The 19,013-nt window shown below is 60.0% G+C and carries 17 protein-coding genes; 6 read left to right on the top strand and 11 right to left on the bottom strand.

Features of this window, described 5'->3' with window-relative positions; translation table 11 throughout:
* Positions 1-23: 23 nt before the first annotated feature.
* The 5 genes from tkt to pgl are packed head-to-tail and all read left to right on the top strand — an operon-like array spanning position 24 to position 6,403.
* On the top strand, positions 24-2,078 hold the full coding sequence (tkt, locus tag Q8M73_08795) for a transketolase (protein MDP2288644.1): 2,055 nt from the start codon (positions 24-26) through the stop codon (positions 2,076-2,078).
* A gap of 20 nt (positions 2,079-2,098) precedes the next feature.
* Positions 2,099-3,211 (top strand): transaldolase, encoded by a 1,113-nt coding sequence (gene tal, locus Q8M73_08790; GenBank protein MDP2288643.1) that lies wholly within the window; start codon positions 2,099-2,101, stop codon positions 3,209-3,211.
* Between the two features lie 17 nt (positions 3,212-3,228).
* Positions 3,229-4,749 carry a glucose-6-phosphate dehydrogenase gene (gene zwf / locus Q8M73_08785; GenBank protein ID MDP2288642.1) on the top strand — a complete coding sequence of 507 codons (1,521 nt, stop codon included), beginning with the start codon at positions 3,229-3,231 and terminating at the stop codon, positions 4,747-4,749.
* A complete protein-coding gene (locus tag Q8M73_08780; protein ID MDP2288641.1) occupies positions 4,746-5,645 on the top strand; it encodes a glucose-6-phosphate dehydrogenase assembly protein OpcA in 900 nt (299 codons plus the stop codon). Before zwf ends, Q8M73_08780 begins: the two co-directional genes overlap by 4 nt.
* Positions 5,642-6,403 carry a 6-phosphogluconolactonase gene (gene pgl / locus Q8M73_08775; protein MDP2288640.1) on the top strand — a complete coding sequence of 254 codons (762 nt, stop codon included), beginning with the start codon at positions 5,642-5,644 and terminating at the stop codon, positions 6,401-6,403. Before Q8M73_08780 ends, pgl begins: the two co-directional genes overlap by 4 nt.
* Here the strand turns inward: pgl and Q8M73_08770 are convergent.
* From Q8M73_08770 to uvrA, 11 genes are all read right to left on the bottom strand, one after another.
* The gene (locus tag Q8M73_08770) at positions 6,400-6,738 is read right to left on the bottom strand and encodes an RNA polymerase-binding protein RbpA (GenBank protein MDP2288639.1); all 339 of its coding nucleotides are present in this window, start codon (positions 6,736-6,738) and stop codon (positions 6,400-6,402) included. The genes pgl and Q8M73_08770 overlap by 4 nt on opposite strands.
* 30 nt (positions 6,739-6,768) lie before the next feature.
* On the bottom strand, positions 6,769-7,017 hold the full coding sequence (gene secG, locus Q8M73_08765; GenBank protein MDP2288638.1) for a preprotein translocase subunit SecG: 249 nt from the start codon (positions 7,015-7,017) through the stop codon (positions 6,769-6,771).
* Between the two features lie 37 nt (positions 7,018-7,054).
* Positions 7,055-7,855 (bottom strand): triose-phosphate isomerase, encoded by an 801-nt coding sequence (gene tpiA, locus Q8M73_08760; protein ID MDP2288637.1) that lies wholly within the window; start codon positions 7,853-7,855, stop codon positions 7,055-7,057.
* 1 nt (position 7,856) lies between these two features.
* Positions 7,857-9,071: a phosphoglycerate kinase gene (locus Q8M73_08755; protein MDP2288636.1), complete on the bottom strand. Its 1,215-nt coding sequence runs from the start codon at positions 9,069-9,071 to the stop codon at positions 7,857-7,859.
* Positions 9,072-9,079: 8 nt separating this feature from the next.
* A complete protein-coding gene (gene gap / locus Q8M73_08750; GenBank protein ID MDP2288635.1) occupies positions 9,080-10,084 on the bottom strand; it encodes a type I glyceraldehyde-3-phosphate dehydrogenase in 1,005 nt (334 codons plus the stop codon).
* Positions 10,085-10,165: 81 nt separating this feature from the next.
* The gene (gene whiA, locus Q8M73_08745) at positions 10,166-11,143 is read right to left on the bottom strand and encodes a DNA-binding protein WhiA (GenBank protein MDP2288634.1); all 978 of its coding nucleotides are present in this window, start codon (positions 11,141-11,143) and stop codon (positions 10,166-10,168) included.
* Positions 11,144-11,183: 40 nt separating this feature from the next.
* Positions 11,184-12,170, bottom strand: a complete 987-nt coding sequence (yvcK, locus tag Q8M73_08740) for a uridine diphosphate-N-acetylglucosamine-binding protein YvcK (GenBank protein MDP2288633.1) — start codon at positions 12,168-12,170, stop codon at positions 11,184-11,186.
* On the bottom strand, positions 12,167-13,036 hold the full coding sequence (gene rapZ, locus Q8M73_08735; protein ID MDP2288632.1) for an RNase adapter RapZ: 870 nt from the start codon (positions 13,034-13,036) through the stop codon (positions 12,167-12,169). Before rapZ ends, yvcK begins: the two co-directional genes overlap by 4 nt.
* Entirely contained in the window at positions 13,033-14,907 is a 1,875-nt protein-coding gene (uvrC, locus tag Q8M73_08730) for an excinuclease ABC subunit UvrC (protein ID MDP2288631.1), read from the bottom strand. The genes rapZ and uvrC overlap by 4 nt, the downstream gene beginning before the upstream one ends.
* Positions 14,908-14,915: 8 nt before the next feature.
* Positions 14,916-15,365, bottom strand: coding sequence for a Rieske (2Fe-2S) protein (locus Q8M73_08725; GenBank protein ID MDP2288630.1), 450 nt, complete (start codon positions 15,363-15,365; stop codon positions 14,916-14,918).
* Positions 15,366-15,387: 22 nt separating this feature from the next.
* Complete coding sequence (gene uvrA, locus Q8M73_08720) at positions 15,388-18,258, bottom strand: excinuclease ABC subunit UvrA (protein ID MDP2288629.1); 2,871 nt, start codon at positions 18,256-18,258, stop codon at positions 15,388-15,390.
* Between the two features lie 61 nt (positions 18,259-18,319).
* Here uvrA and Q8M73_08715 point away from each other — a divergent pair, with 61 nt between their 5' ends.
* Positions 18,320-18,970 (top strand): MBL fold metallo-hydrolase, encoded by a 651-nt coding sequence (locus tag Q8M73_08715; protein ID MDP2288628.1) that lies wholly within the window; start codon positions 18,320-18,322, stop codon positions 18,968-18,970.
* The last annotated feature ends 43 nt before the right edge of the window (positions 18,971-19,013 follow it).

Below are 19,013 nucleotides of genomic sequence, written 5' to 3'. Positions count from 1 at the left end.
CCGATCGCACTAGGGTTTCGCCTGTGAAAGCCCTTGAGTGGTCCACCACAGATGATCGCGCCACTGCCTACCTTCGCGCGCTGGCAATGGATGCAGTCCAAAGGGCCGGCAATGGCCACCCAGGAACAGCCATGGCTTTGGCACCACTGGCCTATCTACTGTTTCAGCGGGTGATGCGACACGACCCCTCAGATCCACACTGGATCGGACGAGACAGGTTTGTACTGAGTTGTGGACACTCGAGTCTGACTCTCTACAGCCAGCTCTTCCTGAGTGGATACGGCCTGACGATGGCAGATCTTGAGCAGTTCCGCTCCTCAGGTTCGCGAACACCTGGGCATCCTGAGCACGGCCACACCAACGGGGTAGAGACCACCACTGGGCCCTTGGGCAATGGACTGGCTACTGCGGTCGGCATGGCAATGGGCGCTCGATTCGAGCGTGGTCTCTTTGATCCCGAGGCGCCCGCGGGCACCAGCCCCTTTGACCACCATGTCTGGGTCATCGCTTCTGACGGTGACCTTGAAGAAGGTGTGTCCGGCGAGGCATCATCACTTGCCGGAACCCAGGCTCTGGACAACCTCACGGTGATCTGGGATGACAATCACATTTCGATCGAGGGCAATACTGCGGTCTCCTTCACCGAGGATGTCGTAGCGCGGTACGCGGCCTACGGCTTCGCGACGCACTACGTTGATTTTCTCCCTGATGGCAATGTGGATCTACCTGCGATGGCCAAAGCCATCGCAGCTGCCAAGGCTGAGAAGGGCAGACCGACCTTCATCGCCATGCGCTCGACCATCGCCTGGCCAGCACCACATGCTCGTAACACTGCGAAAGCGCACGGTTCGGCCCTGGGCGCACAAGAGATCGCCGCAACCAAGGTCGAGCTTGGTCTGAATCCCGAAGAGTCCTTCGCCTTCGATGAGCAAGTGCTTGCCGATGTACGCGGCTCCTTGCAAGCACGGGTCGCGACTGAACGAACGGCATGGGAGTCCTCCTTCGCCGACTGGCGTGCACGCGAAAGTGCGAGGGCAGCCCTGCTTGATCGAATCCGAGCTGGGGAGCTTCCCGTTGGTTTCGACGCCGTGTTCCCTTCATTTGAGCTTGGCTCGTCTTCTTCGACACGCAAAGCCTCAGGCGAGGTCATCAACGCAATCGCCGAGGTGATGCCCGAGTTCTGGGGTGGGTCTGCGGACCTCGCAGAGTCGAACAACACCACGATCGAGGGTGGCCTCAGTTTCCTGCCAGCTTCCACCACGATGCCTGATGCCTCGCCTTACGGTCGGATCCTGCATTTCGGTATTCGCGAGCACGCGATGGGCGCGGCCTTGAACGGTATGTCGCTCAGTGGACTCAATCGCCCATTCGGTGGCACTTTCCTGATCTTCAGTGACTACATGCGTGGGGCTGTTCGACTGGCGGCCGTGATGCAGACTCCCGTGACCTTTGTCTGGAGCCACGACTCCATCGGACTTGGTGAAGATGGTCCAACGCACCAGCCTGTGGAGCAGCTCTGGAGCCTGCGGGCATTGCCAGGGCTGTCAATGGTTCGACCTGCAGATGCCAATGAGACGGCAGCCGCCTGGCATTCCATTCTGACTCAGCGTCGTCCCGTTGGCCTGGTGCTCACGCGCCAGAATGTGCCCACCCTGGTCTTGGCGCCTGACGCCATGCTTGGAGTGCGCCGAGGTGGGTACGTCGTGGCCGACGCACCGGACCCGAAGATCCTTCTGATCGGCACAGGTTCAGAACTGCAGTTGGCAGTGCGGGCGCATGAAGCACTCCTGGCCGAGGGAATCGCCAGTCGTGTCATCTCGATGCCGTGCACCGAGTGGTTCGACGAGCAGGATTCGGCATATCGCGACTCCGTCTTGTTGCCAAGTGTTCGCGCACGCGTTGCCATCGAAGCCGGAGCAACTCTTGGTTGGTGGAAGTACGTTGGCGATCGCGGGCGCGTCATCGGTCTTGACCACTTTGGTGCCAGTGCACCTGAACAGGTGCTCTTCGCCGAATTCGGGATCACCGTTGATGCGGTGGTGACGGCCGCGAAGGCTTCATTGCACGATCCTGCCTGACAATCCAGAGGGAGACGCCCATGTCAACACCCGCGCTTCAAGAACTGACCGATGCAGGTGTGTCGATCTGGCTGGATGACCTCAGCCGTTCACGACTGACCACCGGCAGCCTGGCGGGCCTGGTGCGCGACAAGTGCGTACGCGGCGTGACGTCGAATCCATCGATCTTCGAGTCAGCGATCTCCAAGGGCGCGGCTGACTATGCAGCAGACCTGAAGGACCTCGCCAAGCAAGGCCTGGACGTCGACCTGGTCATCCAGCGCCTGACCACCGATGACGTGCGCAATGCATGTGAGGTCATGCTGCCCGTCTACCAGGCAAGTGGTGGTGTCGACGGACGCGTGTCCATCGAGGTGGACCCTCGGCTGGCTCATGACACTGAGGCAACCATCGAGCAGGCGCGCGAACTGTGGGAACTCATTGATCAGCCGAATCTGCTCATCAAGATTCCGGCCACTCTGGAGGGCCTGCCGGCGATCACCGCCACCATCGCGAACGGCATCAGCGTCAATGTGACGCTCATCTTCGCCGTCGATCGATACCAGGCAGTCGTCGCCGCCTACGAGCAAGGCCTGAAGCTGGCGGCCGCCAAGGGCATCGATCTGGCCAGCATTCACTCAGTTGCCTCCTTCTTCGTGAGTCGGGTCGACACCGAAGTCGATCATCGGCTGGACGCATTGGGCACCGACGAGGCCAAGGCCTTGCGCGGCAAGGCAGCCCTGGCCAATGCCCGACTCGCATGGGCAGCATTCGAACAGCGCACAGCCAATGATGAATGGGCAGCACTGGCAGCCCTGGGTGCACACGCACAGCGTCCACTGTGGGCATCGACCGGTGTCAAAGATCCGGCATACGACGACACCCGATACGTCATCGATCTGGCAGTACGCAACTGCGTCAACACCATGCCCGAAGCCACCTTGGATGCCGTCGATGATCACGGCCAGTTCAAGGGCGACACCGTCACGGGTACCGCTGCAGAGTCAGCAGCTGTGTGGTCGGCGCTCAGCGCGCTGGGTATCGAACAGGCAGACGTCTGCTCGCATCTTGAGATCGATGGAGTCAAGAAGTTCATCGACGCCTGGGAGGAATTGCGGTCCACCGTGCAATCCGCCATGGACCTGATCTCCTAGTCAACCCAGAGGACAAAATGACGAACCCACTGCGCAATCCCAAGGACCAGCGCCTGCCTCGAATTGCTGGCCCTTGCGGCATGGTCTTGTTCGGTGTCACTGGAGATCTGTCTCGCAAGAAGGTGATGCCTGCAATCTACGATTTGGCCAATCGCGGCTTCCTGCCACCGGGTTTCAGTCTGGTGGGATTTGCCCGTCGCGACTGGGTCGATGAGGACTTCGCACAAGTCGTCCACGACGCAGTCCGCGAACATGCCCGGACCCCCTTTCGCGAGGACACCTGGCAGCAATTGTGTGAGGGTATTCGCTTTGTTCAAGGCGACCTCGCAGACGCGAACGCATATCTTGAACTGGCCAAGACCGTGGCCGAACTCGACGAGTCCCGTGGCACTGGTGGCAACCACGCCTTCTACCTGTCCATCCCCCCAGGTCTGTTTCCGGTCGTGCTTGAGCACCTGAAGGCAGCCGGGCTGGCCGAGGACAAGCCAGATGCCTGGCGGCGCGTGGTCATCGAGAAGCCCTTTGGTCACGATCTTGCATCAGCCCAGGCACTCAACACCCTTGTCGGCGAGGTGTTCCAAACCGGCTCGGTGTTCCGCATCGATCACTACCTGGGCAAGGAGACGGTGCAGAACATCCTGGCGGTGCGTTTCGCCAATGCGATGTTCGAACCGATCTGGAACAGCAACTACGTCGACAACGTGCAAATAACGATGGCGGAAGACATCGGCATTGGCGGTCGCGCGAGCTACTACGACGGCATCGGTGCTGCCCGCGACGTCATTCAGAATCACTTGCTCCAACTGCTGGCATTGACGGCAATGGAGGAGCCGGGAACTTTCGAGGCAGCGCAAGTGCGCGCTGAGAAGGAGAAAGTGCTTTCGGCAATTCGTCTGCCCAAGGATCTTGGCGCATACACCGCGCGTGGCCAGTACGCCCCCGGTTGGCAAGGGGGAATTCAGGTTCCTGGATACCTCCAGGAGGAGGGCATCAATCCTGACTCGGCCACCGAGACTTTCGCCGCCATGCGGGTCGATGTGGACAATCGCCGTTGGGCCGGTGTGCCGTTCTACCTGCGAACCGGAAAGCGACTGGGCCGCAGAGTCACTGAGGTAGCCGTGGTGTTCAAGCGCGCTCCGCACCTGCCTTTTGTCGCTGATGCTGTGCAGGAGCTTGGCAATAACGCGTTGGTCTTTCGCATTCAGCCTGATGAAGGCATCACCGTTCGTTTTGGTTCCAAGGTTCCCGATACCTCGTCCATGGAAGTCCGTGACGTCACCATGGATTTTGAGTACGGCGAGACCTTTGTTGAATCCAGCCCTGAGGCCTACGAACGTCTGATCCTGGATGTCCTCATCGGAGATCCCCCACTGTTCCCCCGGTCCACCGAAGTCGAACTCGGCTGGAACATTCTGGATCCGGTGCTGGCCTTCTGGGCAGAGCAAGGAAAACCAGATCAGTACGTCTCCGGTGGTTGGGGACCGCACAGTCAGTACGACATCACCGAACGCGACGGCCGGACCTGGAGGCGCCCATGATCCGCTTGGAGAACACAAGTGGCGGAGAAGTCTCTGCTGCGATCACTGCCGAGCGTCATCGACTGGGTTCGCCGGCAACCGGCATGGTCTTGACCTTGCTGATCTTGGCTGACGAGGAGTCGCAGGCCGATGCGACCGCTGCCGCTGTTGCCACAGCCCGCCAGCACCCGATGCGCATCATCACTTTGATCCCCCGTCCCGATGCACGCCATACCCAGCTCGACGCAGAGATAAGCGTGGGTGGCGACGATGGCCCGGGTGAAGTCGCGGTACTGCGTCTTCGCGGCGAACTCTCCGAGTACGCCAACTCGGTGGCCGTGCCGTTGCTGCTGCCCGACACCCCAGTGGTGGCGTACTGGCCCGGCATTGCGCCGGAGAGCATGGCAGACAGCAAGATCGGTCGGCACGCGCAGCGCAGGATCACCGACTCTTCGAATGTCCGTGACCCACTAGCCGCACTTGCCATTCGCAAGAGCGGCTATGTGCCTGGCGATACTGATCTGGCTTGGGCTCGGCTGACTCAGTGGCGATCGGTGCTCGCGTCAAGCTTTGATCAGCCGATGAGCCCGGTGCATCACGTCACAGTCGAAGGCGAGACAGACAATCCCAGTGTCGTGCTGCTCGGAGCCTGGCTGGGGCAATCCTTCGGATGCTCGGTGGAAACCTTGTGGAGTGACAGGATTGGCATCCGATCTGTGCGCCTCGATATGGACGACAACCCGCTGACGATCAGTCGCAACGACGATGACAAGACGGTCACGGTCATTCGTCCTGGGCGCACTGACGCACACCTGAGTCTTCCGCGTCGTTCAGTGTCCGCTTTGCTCGCAGAGGATCTGCGGCGCCTTGACCCCGACGATATGTACGGTCAGGTCATCACGAATCTGGAGATATGAGTCCACGCGAACTGATACGACACCCGGATGCTGAGGCGCTTGCAGCAGCTGTCGCACGCCGATTGGTCGCCAGCGTTGTCCTAGCGCAGGCTCAGCGTGGAGTCGCCCATGTCGTGCTGACTGGCGGCGGGATCGGAACAGCTGTTCTCGTTGCACTGGCCGCGAACCCGGACACCGCCCAGATCGATTGGCAGCGGATTCATCTGTGGTGGGGCGATGAGCGATATGTCCCGGAAGGTGATCCAGAGCGAAATGAGACGGGAGCACGGGCGGCACTCATCGATCACATCCCCATTCCGCCCGGGCGGGTACATGCAATGGCTGGACCAGATCGTGCTGCCTCGGTGGAGGAATCCGCAGCGTCCTACGCAGATCTGTTGAACGAGGTCGGCGAAGGGTCAGTTCCCGAGTTCGATGTGTTGCTGCTTGGCATCGGGCCAGACGCACATGTGGCTTCGCTCTTCCCTGAGCATCCGGCCTGGCGTGAGACCGGTGAAGTTGTGGCTGTCCATGATTCGCCAAAGCCCCCTCCACTACGAGTCAGTATGAGCCTGCCGACACTCAATCGAGCCCGTCAGTCCTGGGTTCTGGCATCAGGAGCAAGCAAGCAAGATGCAGTGCTCTGGTCATTTGATGAGCAGGCAACAGCAACAGCCGTGCCTGCAAGCGGCATCAGCGGTTCGCAGCAAACGCTATTTCTCGTCGACGAGGCAGCCGCCGCCGAGTTGCCGCCAAACGTGGGCCAGTCGGACGCTTAAGAAGCAGTACCGCGGAGCTTGTTGAGAGCCTCGTCCAAGATGGCAGCGCCATCGACGTCGGAGCGACGCTCCTTCACATATGCCAAGTGAGTCTTGTAGGGCTCGATCTTGGGCGGCGCAGGTGGGTTTTCCTTGTCTGGCCCTGCAGGCAGACCGCATCGAGGGCAGTCCCACTCGTCAGGAATTGCGGCGTCAGAGGCAAAACTCGGGCGCGACTCGTGCTTGCGCGAGCACCAGAAGGAGATCCAGATACGTGGGGCGGCTTCGCCACGCTCGGCTTCACCCATTGGGCCAGCTCCGACGCGACTACCGCGAATTGCACTTCCACCTGCCATGAAATCCTCCTGCGAATGATCGAGTTGTGGTCAGACGCCTGTGCGAACCAGCAGGCCAACACCAACGATTGACGCAGCCCAGATCAAGCCCAAGGCCACGGTAATACGGTCAAGATTGCGCTCTGCAACCGATGAACCACCGATTGACGAACTCACGCCACCACCGAAAAGATCTGAAAGACCGCCACCCTTGCCACGATGAAGCAGGATCAGCACGATCAGCAGGATGCTGGTGATGATGAGCACGACAGCCAGTGCAATCGTGACGATGGTGATCAAATCAAACTCCGAATCGACGTAAGGGCATCAGTATAGATCAGTCAGCGAGTTCGGCTGGGTGCAGGCGATAGCGAACGATTCCCACGAAATCATCAGGGTCCAGACTGGCTCCGCCGACCAGCACGCCATCCACATCGATGCGAGCCATGATGCCGGCAATATTGCTGCTCTTCACCGAGCCGCCGTAGAGGATCCGGACTGCCTCTGCAGCCGCCAGGCCCCATTGCTCGCCCACCCGGATCCGGATTGCCCGGCAGACCTCTTGGGCATCATCGGGCGTGGCGACCTCACCAGTGCCGATCGCCCAGACTGGCTCATAGGCAATTACAAGCTCCGCCACTTCCTCGGCAGTGAACTCGCCCAGCGATCCATCCAATTGCGCAAGCACGTGCGGCACGTGGTTGCCGGCCTGGCGAATGTCCAGTCCTTCTCCAACGCACACGATCGGCGTGATGCCGGCCCCAACAGCGGCGCGGGCCTTGGCATAGACGATCGCGTCGCTTTCGGCGTGGTATTGCCGCCGCTCGCTATGCCCCACCGCGACAAAACCGCAGCCAAGCTTGGCGAGCATGCTCGCAGAGATCTCACCGGTGAATGCCCCTGACGCATGCTGCGAGACATCCTGGGCGCCGTAGCCGATGTCGTACTTGTCTCCCTCGATCAAGGTTTGCACTGAACGAAGATCAGTGAAAGGTGGCAATACGACGACTTCAGCTGCCGAGAGATCCTCATCGTTCAACGCAAATGCCAATTTCTGCACAAGTGCAAGAGCCTCAAAGTGATTGAGGTTCATCTTCCAGTTGCCTGCGATGAGCGGGTGACGAGTCTTGGCTGTCATGTCAGTGTCCTTCCAGGACGCTCAGACCGGGGAGTTCTTTACCCTCCAGGAATTCAAGGCTTGCTCCACCACCGGTGCTGATGTGCGAGAAGGCAGATTCGTCAAGGCCCAAGACCCGAATAGCTGCCGCTGAATCGCCGCCGCCGACGACAGTCATGGCGTCACTGGCGATCATCGCCTTGGCCACTCCCCTGGTGCCTGCCGCGAATGGAGCCAGTTCGAACACTCCCATAGGTCCGTTCCAGACAACAGTGCCAGCGTCGGCAATCTGCTCGGCAAACAAGGCGGTGGTCGCCGGGCCGATGTCCAAGCCCTTCCAGCCATCTGGAATCTCAGAAGCGGCCACAATCTGGGTATTGGCATCGGCGGAGAAGTCATCGGCAATCACCACATCAATGGGGATCAAGAGTTCGACACCATCGCGCACGGCCTGTTCTATGAAGCCCTGCACAGTTGGAATCTGATCAGCCTCCAGCAGTGAGTCGCCGATCGGCAGACCTTTCGCTGCAAGGAAGGTGAAGGCCATGCCGCCACCGATCAGCAATCGGTCAACGCGGCCAAGAAGATTGCCGATCACACCCAACTTGTCACTGACCTTCGATCCGCCCAGCACCACGACATAGGGCCGTGCCGGCTCAGCCAGCAGTGCGCTGAAGATCGTGGCTTCCTTGTGCACAAGACGACCTGCGGCGTTCGGCAGGAGTCGGGCGACATCGGTCACTGATGCCTGCTCGCGATGCACGACGCCGAAGCCATCGGAGACGTACAGATCAGCAAGGGCAGCCAGTTCACCGGCGAGGGCGGCGCGCTCGGCAGGGTCCTTGCTTGTCTCGCGGGGATCAAACCTGATGTTCTCCAGCAGCATCACATCACCAGGCTCAAGTGCTGCAACCATGGCTTGCGCGCGCGGTCCGGTGATGTCATCAGCGATCTCGACATCGGCGTCAAGAAGCTCACTGAGGCGATCAGCAACGGGTTGCAGACTCAGTGCTTGGCTTGGACCGTTCTTGGGACGTCCGAGGTGGGCGACCAGCACGATCTTCGCGCCAGCAGAACGCAGAAAGTTCAAAGTCGGCAGAGCTGCAGTGATACGACCATCGTCGGTGATGACTTTGGTATCGCCATCCCCATCTGGGCCATCAGCCAAGGGGACATTGAAATCCGCGCGAACCAGAACGGTTTGCCCGGCGACCGACAGGTCGTCGAGGGAGCGCATCAGAATGCCTAGAGCTTCGAACCGACGAGTGCTGTGAGGTCAATCAGGCGATTGCTGTAGCCCCACTCGTTGTCATACCAGCCAAGGACCTTGACCATGTTGCCGTTGACGTTGGTCATCAGAGAATCGAAGATGCACGAGGCCGGGTCATTGACGATGTCAGTAGAGACGATCGGATCCTCGGTGTACTCCAGGATGCCCTTCATAGGACCGTCTGCAGCAGCCTTGATGGCCGCGTTGATCTCATCGCGCGTTGCTGTCTTCTTGACTTCGACAACCAAGTCCGTTGCTGAACCTGTCGGCACAGGCACGCGCATCGAGAAGCCATCGAGCTTGCCGAGCAGGTGGGGCATGACCAGGCCAATGGCCTTGGCGGCACCGGTGCTCGTGGGGATCATGTTGAGTGCGGCCGCACGGGCACGGCGCAGATCGCTGTGCGGGAAGTCCAGGATCTTCTGATCATTCGTGTAAGCGTGGATTGTGGTCATCATGCCGCGCTCAATGCCAAAGGCATCGTCGATGACCTTGGCCATCGGAGCAAGACAATTGGTGGTGCAGGAAGCATTGGAGATGATGTTATGCGTCGCCGGGTCATACAGATTGTCATTGACGCCCATCACGATCGTGATGTCCTCACCCTTGGCGGGTGCCGAGATGATGACCTTCTTTGCACCAGCAGTCAGGTGCTTGCTGGCTGATTCAGCGTCAGTGAAGAAGCCGGTGGACTCAATGACGATGTCTGCGCCGACCTTGGCCCACGGCAGGTCAGCCGGGTCGCGCTCACTGAAGATCGGGATGGACCTGCCATCGACGGTGATCTCACCATCACCCGCGACCACTGGAATGCCGATACGACCCAGCACGCTGTCGTACTTCAGCAGGTGCGCCAGTGTTTTGGTGTCGGTGAGGTCGTTGATGCCCACGATCTCAATCTCGGCACTGTGATCCAGTAGAGCGCGGAAGAAATTTCGGCCGATGCGGCCAAAGCCATTGATGCCCACCTTGACTGTCACGTCATGCTCCTAAGCCGATCAGACGAAAAATGCAGTGGTCTGAGCCTAGCGAACCTGAGAGAGGTCGAACACCGTGTGGTGTCAGCCCAGAAACTCTGGACCAAGTGCTGATTCAGTATCAGGGATTCCCAAATCCTGGGCGCGCTTGTCAGCCAGCGCCAGCAGTCGGCGAATTCGTCCGGCGATCGCATCCTTGGTCATTGGAGGATCCGCAAGTGCGCCAAGTTCTTCAAGACTGGCTTGACTGTGCTCAAGTCGAAGTCGACCCGCAACTACCAGGTGATCTGGCACTTCATCGCCAAGGATCTCCATCGCCCGCTGGACACGGGCTCCGGCCGCCACAGCCGCACGAGCCGATCGCCTCAGATTGGCATCATCAAAGTTGGCCAGGCGGTTGGCAGTGGCGCGCACTTCACGGCGCATTCGTCGCTCTTCCCATGCCATGACTGACTCATGAGCACCCAGCCGGGTGAGCATTGCACCAATAGCGTCCCCATCACGGATGACAACCCGATCGACACCACGCACCTCACGTGACTTCGCGGCGATGCTGAGCCGACGAGCAGCTCCGACAAGCGCCAACGCGGCCTCTGGGCCCGGGCAGGTGATCTCCAGAGAAGACGAACGCCCAGGCTCCGTCAACGATCCATGGGCAAGGAAAGCGCCTCGCCAAGCAGCCTCACAGTCACACAAGGCGCCGGCCACGATTGCCGGTGGCAGACCACGAACCGGACGACCGCTGCCATCGACCATGCCCGTCTGGCGCGCCAGCGCCTCACCGCCTTGGACCACCCGCACGACGTACCGGGTGCCCTTGCGAAGGCCACTGGCTTGCACGACCGCGATCTCGCTGTCGTGACCGTAGATTTCAAGAATGTCCTTGCGCAGCCGGCGAGCAGTTGCCCCAGCGTCAAGTTCGGCTTCAATGACGATCTGTCCGGAAACGATGTGCAGTCCGCCGCCAAAACGCAGCATCGTTGAGACCTCTGCCTTGCGGCAGCAGGTCTTCGTGATTTCTACGCGGCTGAGTTCGTCCTTGACCGCGGCAGTCATAGCCATGGGGAGGCATCCTGCCATGAATCCCGATGGCAGGTACGTGTCACCCGTTCAGGGCGGTGCGAATGGCCACTGCCAGGCGATCTGGATCATGAACGCCGGGCATCCGCCCGTTGTCGTGCGCCAGATCCATCAAGAACAACTCGGCTCCGACCGACGCACAGGCCTGTGCCAATCGGACCTGATCCTCGACATGTCGAGGATCGGCCAGGACCGCATCCAATTGAATAGCGGGGGCTGCTGCGCGCAGAAACTCAAGGTGATTGGCCAGCGGAATCCCGGAGGTTTCGGCGTCTTGATCTGGCGCCAGGTTCATCACCAGGAAACGCTTGGCCTCGGCTTCAACAATGGCACGCGAAAGATCAGGGATCAGCAGGTGCGGCAGCACTGAGGTGAACCAGGAGCCCGGGCCAAGGATGACGACATCTGCCGCCTGAATTGCCTGGATCGCTTCCGGGCAGGCTTGCGGGCGACTGGGTTCAATCGCGATGCTGACCACTTCACCGGGAGTCGTTGCGACTTCGACTTGGCCGCGCACTTCAGTGACAACATCAGGTGAGTAGGGATTGACCCCTCGTACCTGGGCTATGACTTCCAGCGGTTGAAGACTGCACGGCAGCACTCGTCCCTGGGCTTCCAGGAGGACTCCTACCCAGGCCAATCCGGCAACAGGATCACCAGACTCCTCCCAGAGCGCGGTGATCAGCAGATTGCCCAGCGAGTGCCCGCCCAGCTCACCTACGCCACCGAACCGGTGCTGAATGACCCGCTGCCATGTTCGGCCCCAGGTGTCGTCGCCGCAGAGCGCAGCAAGTGCCATCCGCAGATCACCGGGAGGCAGGATGCCGAACTCCTTGCGCAGCCGTCCACTGGAACCGCCATCGTCAGCTACGCCAACCACTGCAGTGATCTGATCCGTGAGCCGTCGCAGTGCTTTGAGAGTCGATGCCAGCCCGTGCCCACCGCCGAGCGCAACAACAGCCGGACCGGAGTCTTGGTTTGCGCCAAGTGAGCCTGGCACCCGCTTCACTCGCGGCCCAGATCTCGATGAACGACAAGAGTCGCTATGCCCACCTGCCGCAGTCGACGTGCCAACTCCTCAGCAGAGGCGACACTTCGATGCTTGCCACCAGTGCACCCCACGGCGATCGTCACGTAGCGCTTGCCCTCAGTGAGATATCCGGGGCGCATGACCTCGAGTAGTTCGACATACAGGGCATAGACACGTTGCGCCTCGGCGCCGTTGACAACAATTTCCGAGACGGGTTGATCCAGACCCGACATTGGACGCAGCCGCTCGTCCCAATGTGGATTCTCCAAGAAGCGCATGTCTGCCACGAGGTCGGCATCAACCGGGATGCCGTACTTGAATCCGAAGGAAAGGACAGTAGCCCGCAAGCCGTCGGGCGTCTCGTCGGCAAAGGCCGCTTCGACCTTGCGCCGCAGATCATGGACATTGATCGCTGACGTGTCGATGACCACGTCAGCTTCGGCACGTAGATCTCCAAGGAGGACGCGCTCAGCTTGCAGCCCATCGGTGATTCGCCTCTGGCCTTGCAAAGGATGCGGACGGCGCGAACTCTCGAATCGGCGCACTAGAGCTTCATCTGACGCTTCCAGAAATAGCGTGCGCACAAGGATGTCTCGTGATTTCAATTCTGCGACGGCTGCTTCGAGGGCATTGAACATCGAACCACTGCGCACATCCACCACAACGGCGATGCGATTGACCTCCTCCGTGCGAATGGCCAGTTCGATTGCCTGTGAGAGCAGCGCCGGTGGCAAGTTGTCCATCACAAACCAACCAACATCTTCAAGTGCACGGGCCGCTGTCGAGCGACCCGCGCCCGACATCCCGGTGACAAGTGCGATCTCAAGCGGTCGCGTATCGGTCACGGAGCAGCCTCTCCTTTATGAAGTCCTGAGTGGATCCTCTCAGCCAGCGCAGGGCCTACACCGGATACTGCCTCCAGGTCGACAATTGTTGCGGCCTTGAGGGCCTTCATCGAGCCGAAATGCTTCATCAGCGCGCGCGCCCGCACTTCACCTAATCCGTTTATGGAATCGAGCACGCTAGATGACATTGACTTTCCTCGGCGCTTGCGGTGCAAGGTGATGGCCGAACGGTGTGCCTCATCGCGCACTCTCTGCAGAAGGTACAGCGCTTCGCTGGACCTCGGCAGGATCACTGGGTCGCTGTCGTCCGGCAGCCAGACTTCTTCAAGACGTTTGGCTAGTCCCACCACTGGGACATCGGTTATTCCTGCCAGCATCAGAGCATCCTGCGCAGCTCTGACCTGTGGTTGACCACCGTCAATGACCAGCAGTCCCGGTGGGTAGGCAAATCTGCGTTTGGCTTCGGTGCCCTCTGACTCTGCCGACTCAACGTGTGCGAATCGGCGACTGACGACTTCGGCAACTGAGACCGTGTCGTCAGCATTGGGCGTGCGAATGATGAAACTGCGGTAGTCGGATTTGCGCGGCAGACCATCTTCAAAGACGACCAGGGATGCAACCGTGTTCTGTCCGAGCAAGGTGGAGATGTCGATGCACTCAATGCGCAGCGGCGCCTCAGCCAGGCCAAGGGCCTCGCGGAGCTCCTCAAGCGCCACGCTGCGGGTGGTGAGATCACTGGAACGACGCAGCCGATGGGACTGCAGGGTGTTCTCAGCATTCTTCAATGCAGTGTCCATGAGTGCCCGCTTGTCTCCACGGGCTGGTACCAGGATGTTGATGGCGCCCTGACGCATACCTGTCAGCCAGGTCTGCAATGCATGTGCGTCGCCGAGATCTGTTGAGACCAGGAGATCGCGCGGAATGTCACTGACTCCCGGATCTGAATACACCCGTTGGATCGCCCGCTGCACAACCTCGCCCGGGCTGAGTTCTTCGGCCTTCTCTATGACGAAACCACGTTCCCCTCGAATGCGTCCACCGCGCACATGGAATACCTGGACGCCAGCCTCCAGCGGATCCTCCTTGACCGCAATGACGTCAGCGTCCGTGGCCTCGTTGAAGGCGACAGCGTTCTGCTCAGTCGCCCTTCGAAGCGCTTCAACTCGATCTCTCAGCCTGCCCGCATCCTCGTAGCGTTCCTCCGTGGCGGCCTCACGCATCTGATCTTCCAGTTGCCTGATGAAGCCCTCGCCGTTGCCAGCGAAGAACGTGCAGAAGTCCATGACAATGTCGCGGTGCTCCTCGGCTGAGACGCGACCTACGCACGGGGCGCTGCATTTGTCGAGATAGCCCAGCAGACATGGCCGGCCCACTTGCCTGGCTCGTCGAAAGACTCCTTCGCGACACGATCGCATCGGGAACACCCGCAGCAGCTCATCGACTGTTGCGCGCACGGCCCAGGCATGGGCATAGGGACCGAAATAGCGGGTACCGACCTTCTTGGCTTCTCGCACGACCGCGACACGCGGGTACTCATCGGCCAAGCTGAATGACAGGTAGGGGTAGGACTTGTCATCGCGATATTTCACATTGAAACGGGGGTCATACTCCTTGATCCAGGAATACTCCAGAGTCAGCGCTTCAACCTCGGTACCGACCACAACCCAGTCGACGTCATGGGCAGCAGCCATCATCGACTGGGTACGCGGATGCAAGGCCGATTGATCTTGGAAGTAGCTGGACAATCGAGAACGTAGATTGCTGGCCTTGCCTACATAGATGACGCGCCCGTGTCCATCGCGAAAGCGATAAACGCCGGGATCTGTCGGGATAGTGCCTGTTGGCGGACGCAGCGCCGAAGGTTCAGCCATGGCAGCGATTACGCCAGGACGACGTTGGAGCCCTCAACAGCAACATCTGCAGTCTGGAGTCCTACTTCGGCTGGCCCATTGATCACGGAGCCATCACTCGCTGAGAATCGAGAACCGTGGCAAGGGCAGATGATCTCGTTGTCCTCAACGCGCGAAACCAGGCATCCCTGATGAGGACAAATAGCGGTGAAGCCATTGAACTGCCCAGCCGAAGGCTGAGTGATGACGATCGGAGGTGAACTGACCACCACTCCCCCACCAATGGCCACGGCCGAAGTAGCTGCGAGCACTTGACCTCCGCCAGAAGAATCTGAAGAGGTGCTTGGCTCTGGGGCAGTTGATGTGGACGCACTTGCATCGGCTGAACCATCACTTGTCGAACAGGCAGCCACCGCCAAACTTGCCAGGACCATTCCACTTCCGGCGAGCACGGTACGACGTTGCATAGCTTCAGTCATCTGTCATCCTCCTGCGCACAGGCTACGTCAAAGCACGCTTGCGGCGGGCACTTGGCGCGGCGGGAAGCAGGCTGGCCAAGAAGTTGCCGGTATGACTGGCGCCAACAGTTGCGACCTGTTCTGGAGTCCCGACTGCGACAACTTTGCCTCCGCCTGATCCGCCTTCGGGCCCCATATCGATCACCCAGTCTGCGGTTTTCACCACATCGAGATTGTGCTCAATGACAACAACGGTGTTGCCCTTGTCGACGAGAGAGTGCAGCACGCCCAGGAGTTTGCGAATATCTTCAAAATGCAGGCCCGTGGTGGGTTCGTCAAGAACGTAGATGGTGCGGCCCGTTGATCGCTTCTGCAGTTCTGAGGCGAGCTTGACACGTTGTGCCTCACCACCGGACAGCGTGGGGGCTGACTGCCCGAGTCGCACGTAGCCCAGTCCCACTTCAACCAGAGTTGCAAGATGTCTGGAGATCGCCGGTACTGCGGCGAAGAATTCACTGGCTTCCTCGATGGGCATGTCCAGGACATCGGCAATGCTCTTGCCCTTGAAGTGCACCTCAAGGGTCTCGCGGTTGTATCGGGCTCCGTTGCAGACTTCGCAAGGGACGTACACATCTGGCAGGAAATTCATCTCGATCTTGATCGTGCCGTCACCTGAGCAGGACTCACAGCGACCACCTTTGACATTGAACGAGAAGCGGCCCTGAAGATAACCGCGAACCTTTGCCTCAGGCGTGTCGGCGAACAGCTTGCGCACGTGATCGAAGACTCCGGTGTACGTGGCCGGATTGCTTCGTGGAGTGCGACCGATCGGACTTTGATCCACATGCACGACCTTGTCGACATGCTCAAGCCCGACTACACGCCTGTGTCGGCCGGGAACATGCCTGGCCCCATTGAGGTCGCGCGCCAAGACGTTGTAGAGGACATCGTTGACCAAGGTGGATTTGCCGGACCCGCTGACGCCGGTCACTGCCACTAGGCAGCCCAAGGGAAATTCAACGGTGACATCACGCAGATTGTGCTCACTGGCACCTTGGACGGTGATCTGCCGATCAGATCGGGGACGCCGAATCTCAGGGATCTCGATCTTGCGCTTGCCAGACAGGTACTGGCCCGTGATTGACCGTGGACTGTCAAGAAGATCCTGGACCGAGCCGCTGACCACGATCTCGCCGCCGTGCTCACCTGCGCCAGGTCCGATGTCGACAACCCAATCGGCCGTGCGAATGGTGTCTTCGTCGTGCTCTACGACAATCAGGGTGTTGCCAAGGTCGCGAAGTCTGACCAGGGTTTCGATCAATCGGCGGTTGTCTCGCTGATGCAGGCCGATGCTTGGCTCGTCCAGGACATAGAGCACGCCAACAAGGCCTGAACCGATCTGAGTGGCAAGTCGAATGCGCTGCGCCTCACCACCGGCCAGGGTCCCCGCCGCCCGATCAAGAGTGAGGTAGTGCAGGCCGACATCGACGAGAAACTGCAGTCGCTCGTTGACCTCTTTGAGCACTCGAACAGCGATGGTCATATCGCGGGCGGACAATTCAAGACCCGTGAGCATCTTGGCTGCTTCTCCGATGGGCAGCGCTGCGATCTCAGCGATCGAATGTCCAGCAATAGTGACGGCCAAGGACAAGGGCTTGAGTCGGGCCCCATTGCAGGCATGGCATGGGACTTCGCGCATGAAGCCTTCAAAGCGCTCGCGTGCCGTATCGCTTTCAGTTTCGGAATGTCGCCGCGTCACATACGGAATGGCACCCTCAAAGCCAGTGGTGTAGGAGCGCGTGCGTCCGTAGCGGTTCTTGTACCTGACATTCACTTCAGCTTCATGTCCGTACAGGATGGCCTTGCGGGCCTTCGCCGACAGCTTGTCCCACGGCGTATCCATGTCGATGCCGAGTTCAAGGCACAGCGCATCGAGCAAGCGCCGGAAATAGTCAGAGACCATCCCCCCTGCCCACGGCGCAATGGCACCCTCGTTCAGAGTTGCCGAACCATCTGGCACGACAAGGTCAGGGTCAACTTCACGACGAGTGCCCAGACCCGTGCACTCAGGGCAGGCCCCAAAAGGAGAGTTGAAAGAGAAGGAACGAGGCTCCAGCTCTTCGAAGGAAAGCCCGTCCGTGACACATGCCAGGTGCTCACTGAAGATGCGCTCGCGATGCGGGTCATTCTCAGGAAGATCCACAAAGTCCAGCACGACAAGTCCGCTGGCCAGCTTGAGGGCTGTTTCGACAGAATCCGTCAGTCGTCGGCGTGATTCGGTCTTCACCGTGAGGCGATCCACCACAACTTCGATGGTGTGCTTCTCCTGCTTCTTCAGGGTGGGGAGTTCATCTACGCCGTAGACCACCCCATCGACGCGAATGCGTGAATAGCCCTGGGTCTGCAGTTGGCGAAACAGGTCCTGATATTCGCCCTTGCGCTCACGGATCACAGGTGCCAGTACCTGGAAGCGAGAGTCGGGAGCAAGCTCAAGGACCTGATCGACGATCTGCTGGGGGCTCTGCCTGGCGATGTCCTTGCCACAGACTGGGCAATGAGGCTTGCCAATGCGGGCGTACAGCAGTCGCAAGTAGTCGTACACCTCGGTGATCGTGCCGACCGTTGATCGAGGGTTGCGCGAGGTCGATTTCTGGTCGATGGAGACAGCAGGAGAAAGGCCCTCAATGAAGTCCACATCGGGCTTGTCCATCTGACCAAGGAACTGCCGGGCATAGGCCGACAGGCTCTCGACATAGCGGCGCTGACCTTCAGCGAAGATCGTGTCGAAGGCCAGACTGGACTTGCCGGAGCCGGAGAGCCCGGTGAACACGATCAGCGCATCACGAGGCAAATCCAGCGAGACATCCTTAAGGTTGTGCTCGCGGGCGCCGCGAACGACCAATCGGTCTGCCACGGAACCTCATTTCACTTGGGCGTTTTGTCCCTCAATCCCGACCAGCAGGAGGATCGAGTCAATGTATACCGGCTCTGTGACAGTGGGCGGTCCGGGTGATGTCCGCGAACTGCCGCAGTTGATCATCAGCAAACTGGCGGTGGGCGACTACGACAACAACGCCTATCTCCTGCGCTGCCGGGACACCGGTGAGCAGGCCCTGATCGATGCTGCCGCCGAGCCTGATCGGCTCATCGCACTGACTGGCGAATCTCTCCAGACTGTGATCACCACGCACCAGCACCAGGACCACTGGAATGCTCTTGCCGAAGTAGTGGCCGCCACCGGAGCCACCACGATGGCTCATCCGATCGACGCTCCCGGCATTCCTGTTCCCACCGACGTGATGCTTGAAGAGGGAAGCGTGCTTCAGGTCGGCAAAGTGCGCCTGCGGGTGATCCACCTGATTGGGCACACTGACGGTTCGATCGCCTTCGTCTACGACGATCCCGAAGGCCCCCCACACCTGTTCACCGGCGACTGCCTCTTCCCCGGTGGCGTGGGCAACACCTGGGGAGACCCGGCGCGCTTCCAGAGCCTGCTTGATGGAGTAGAGAGCAAACTGTTCGGCGAACTGCCCGATGAGACGTGGGTCTACCCGGGACACGGGCATGACACAACCTTGGGCACCGAACGACCACATCTGGCCGAATGGCGCGCGCGTCAGTGGTGAACTGGTGAAGGGCTCGTCGGCCTTCGTGAGCTAGTCGTCGTGA

This window comes from Actinomycetota bacterium, assembly GCA_030684515.1.
GTDB lineage: Bacteria > Actinomycetota > Actinomycetes > S36-B12 > S36-B12 > UBA11398.
The sequence above is the reverse complement of the archived record's forward strand: the minus strand, read 5'-3'. Positions and strand labels throughout refer to the sequence as shown.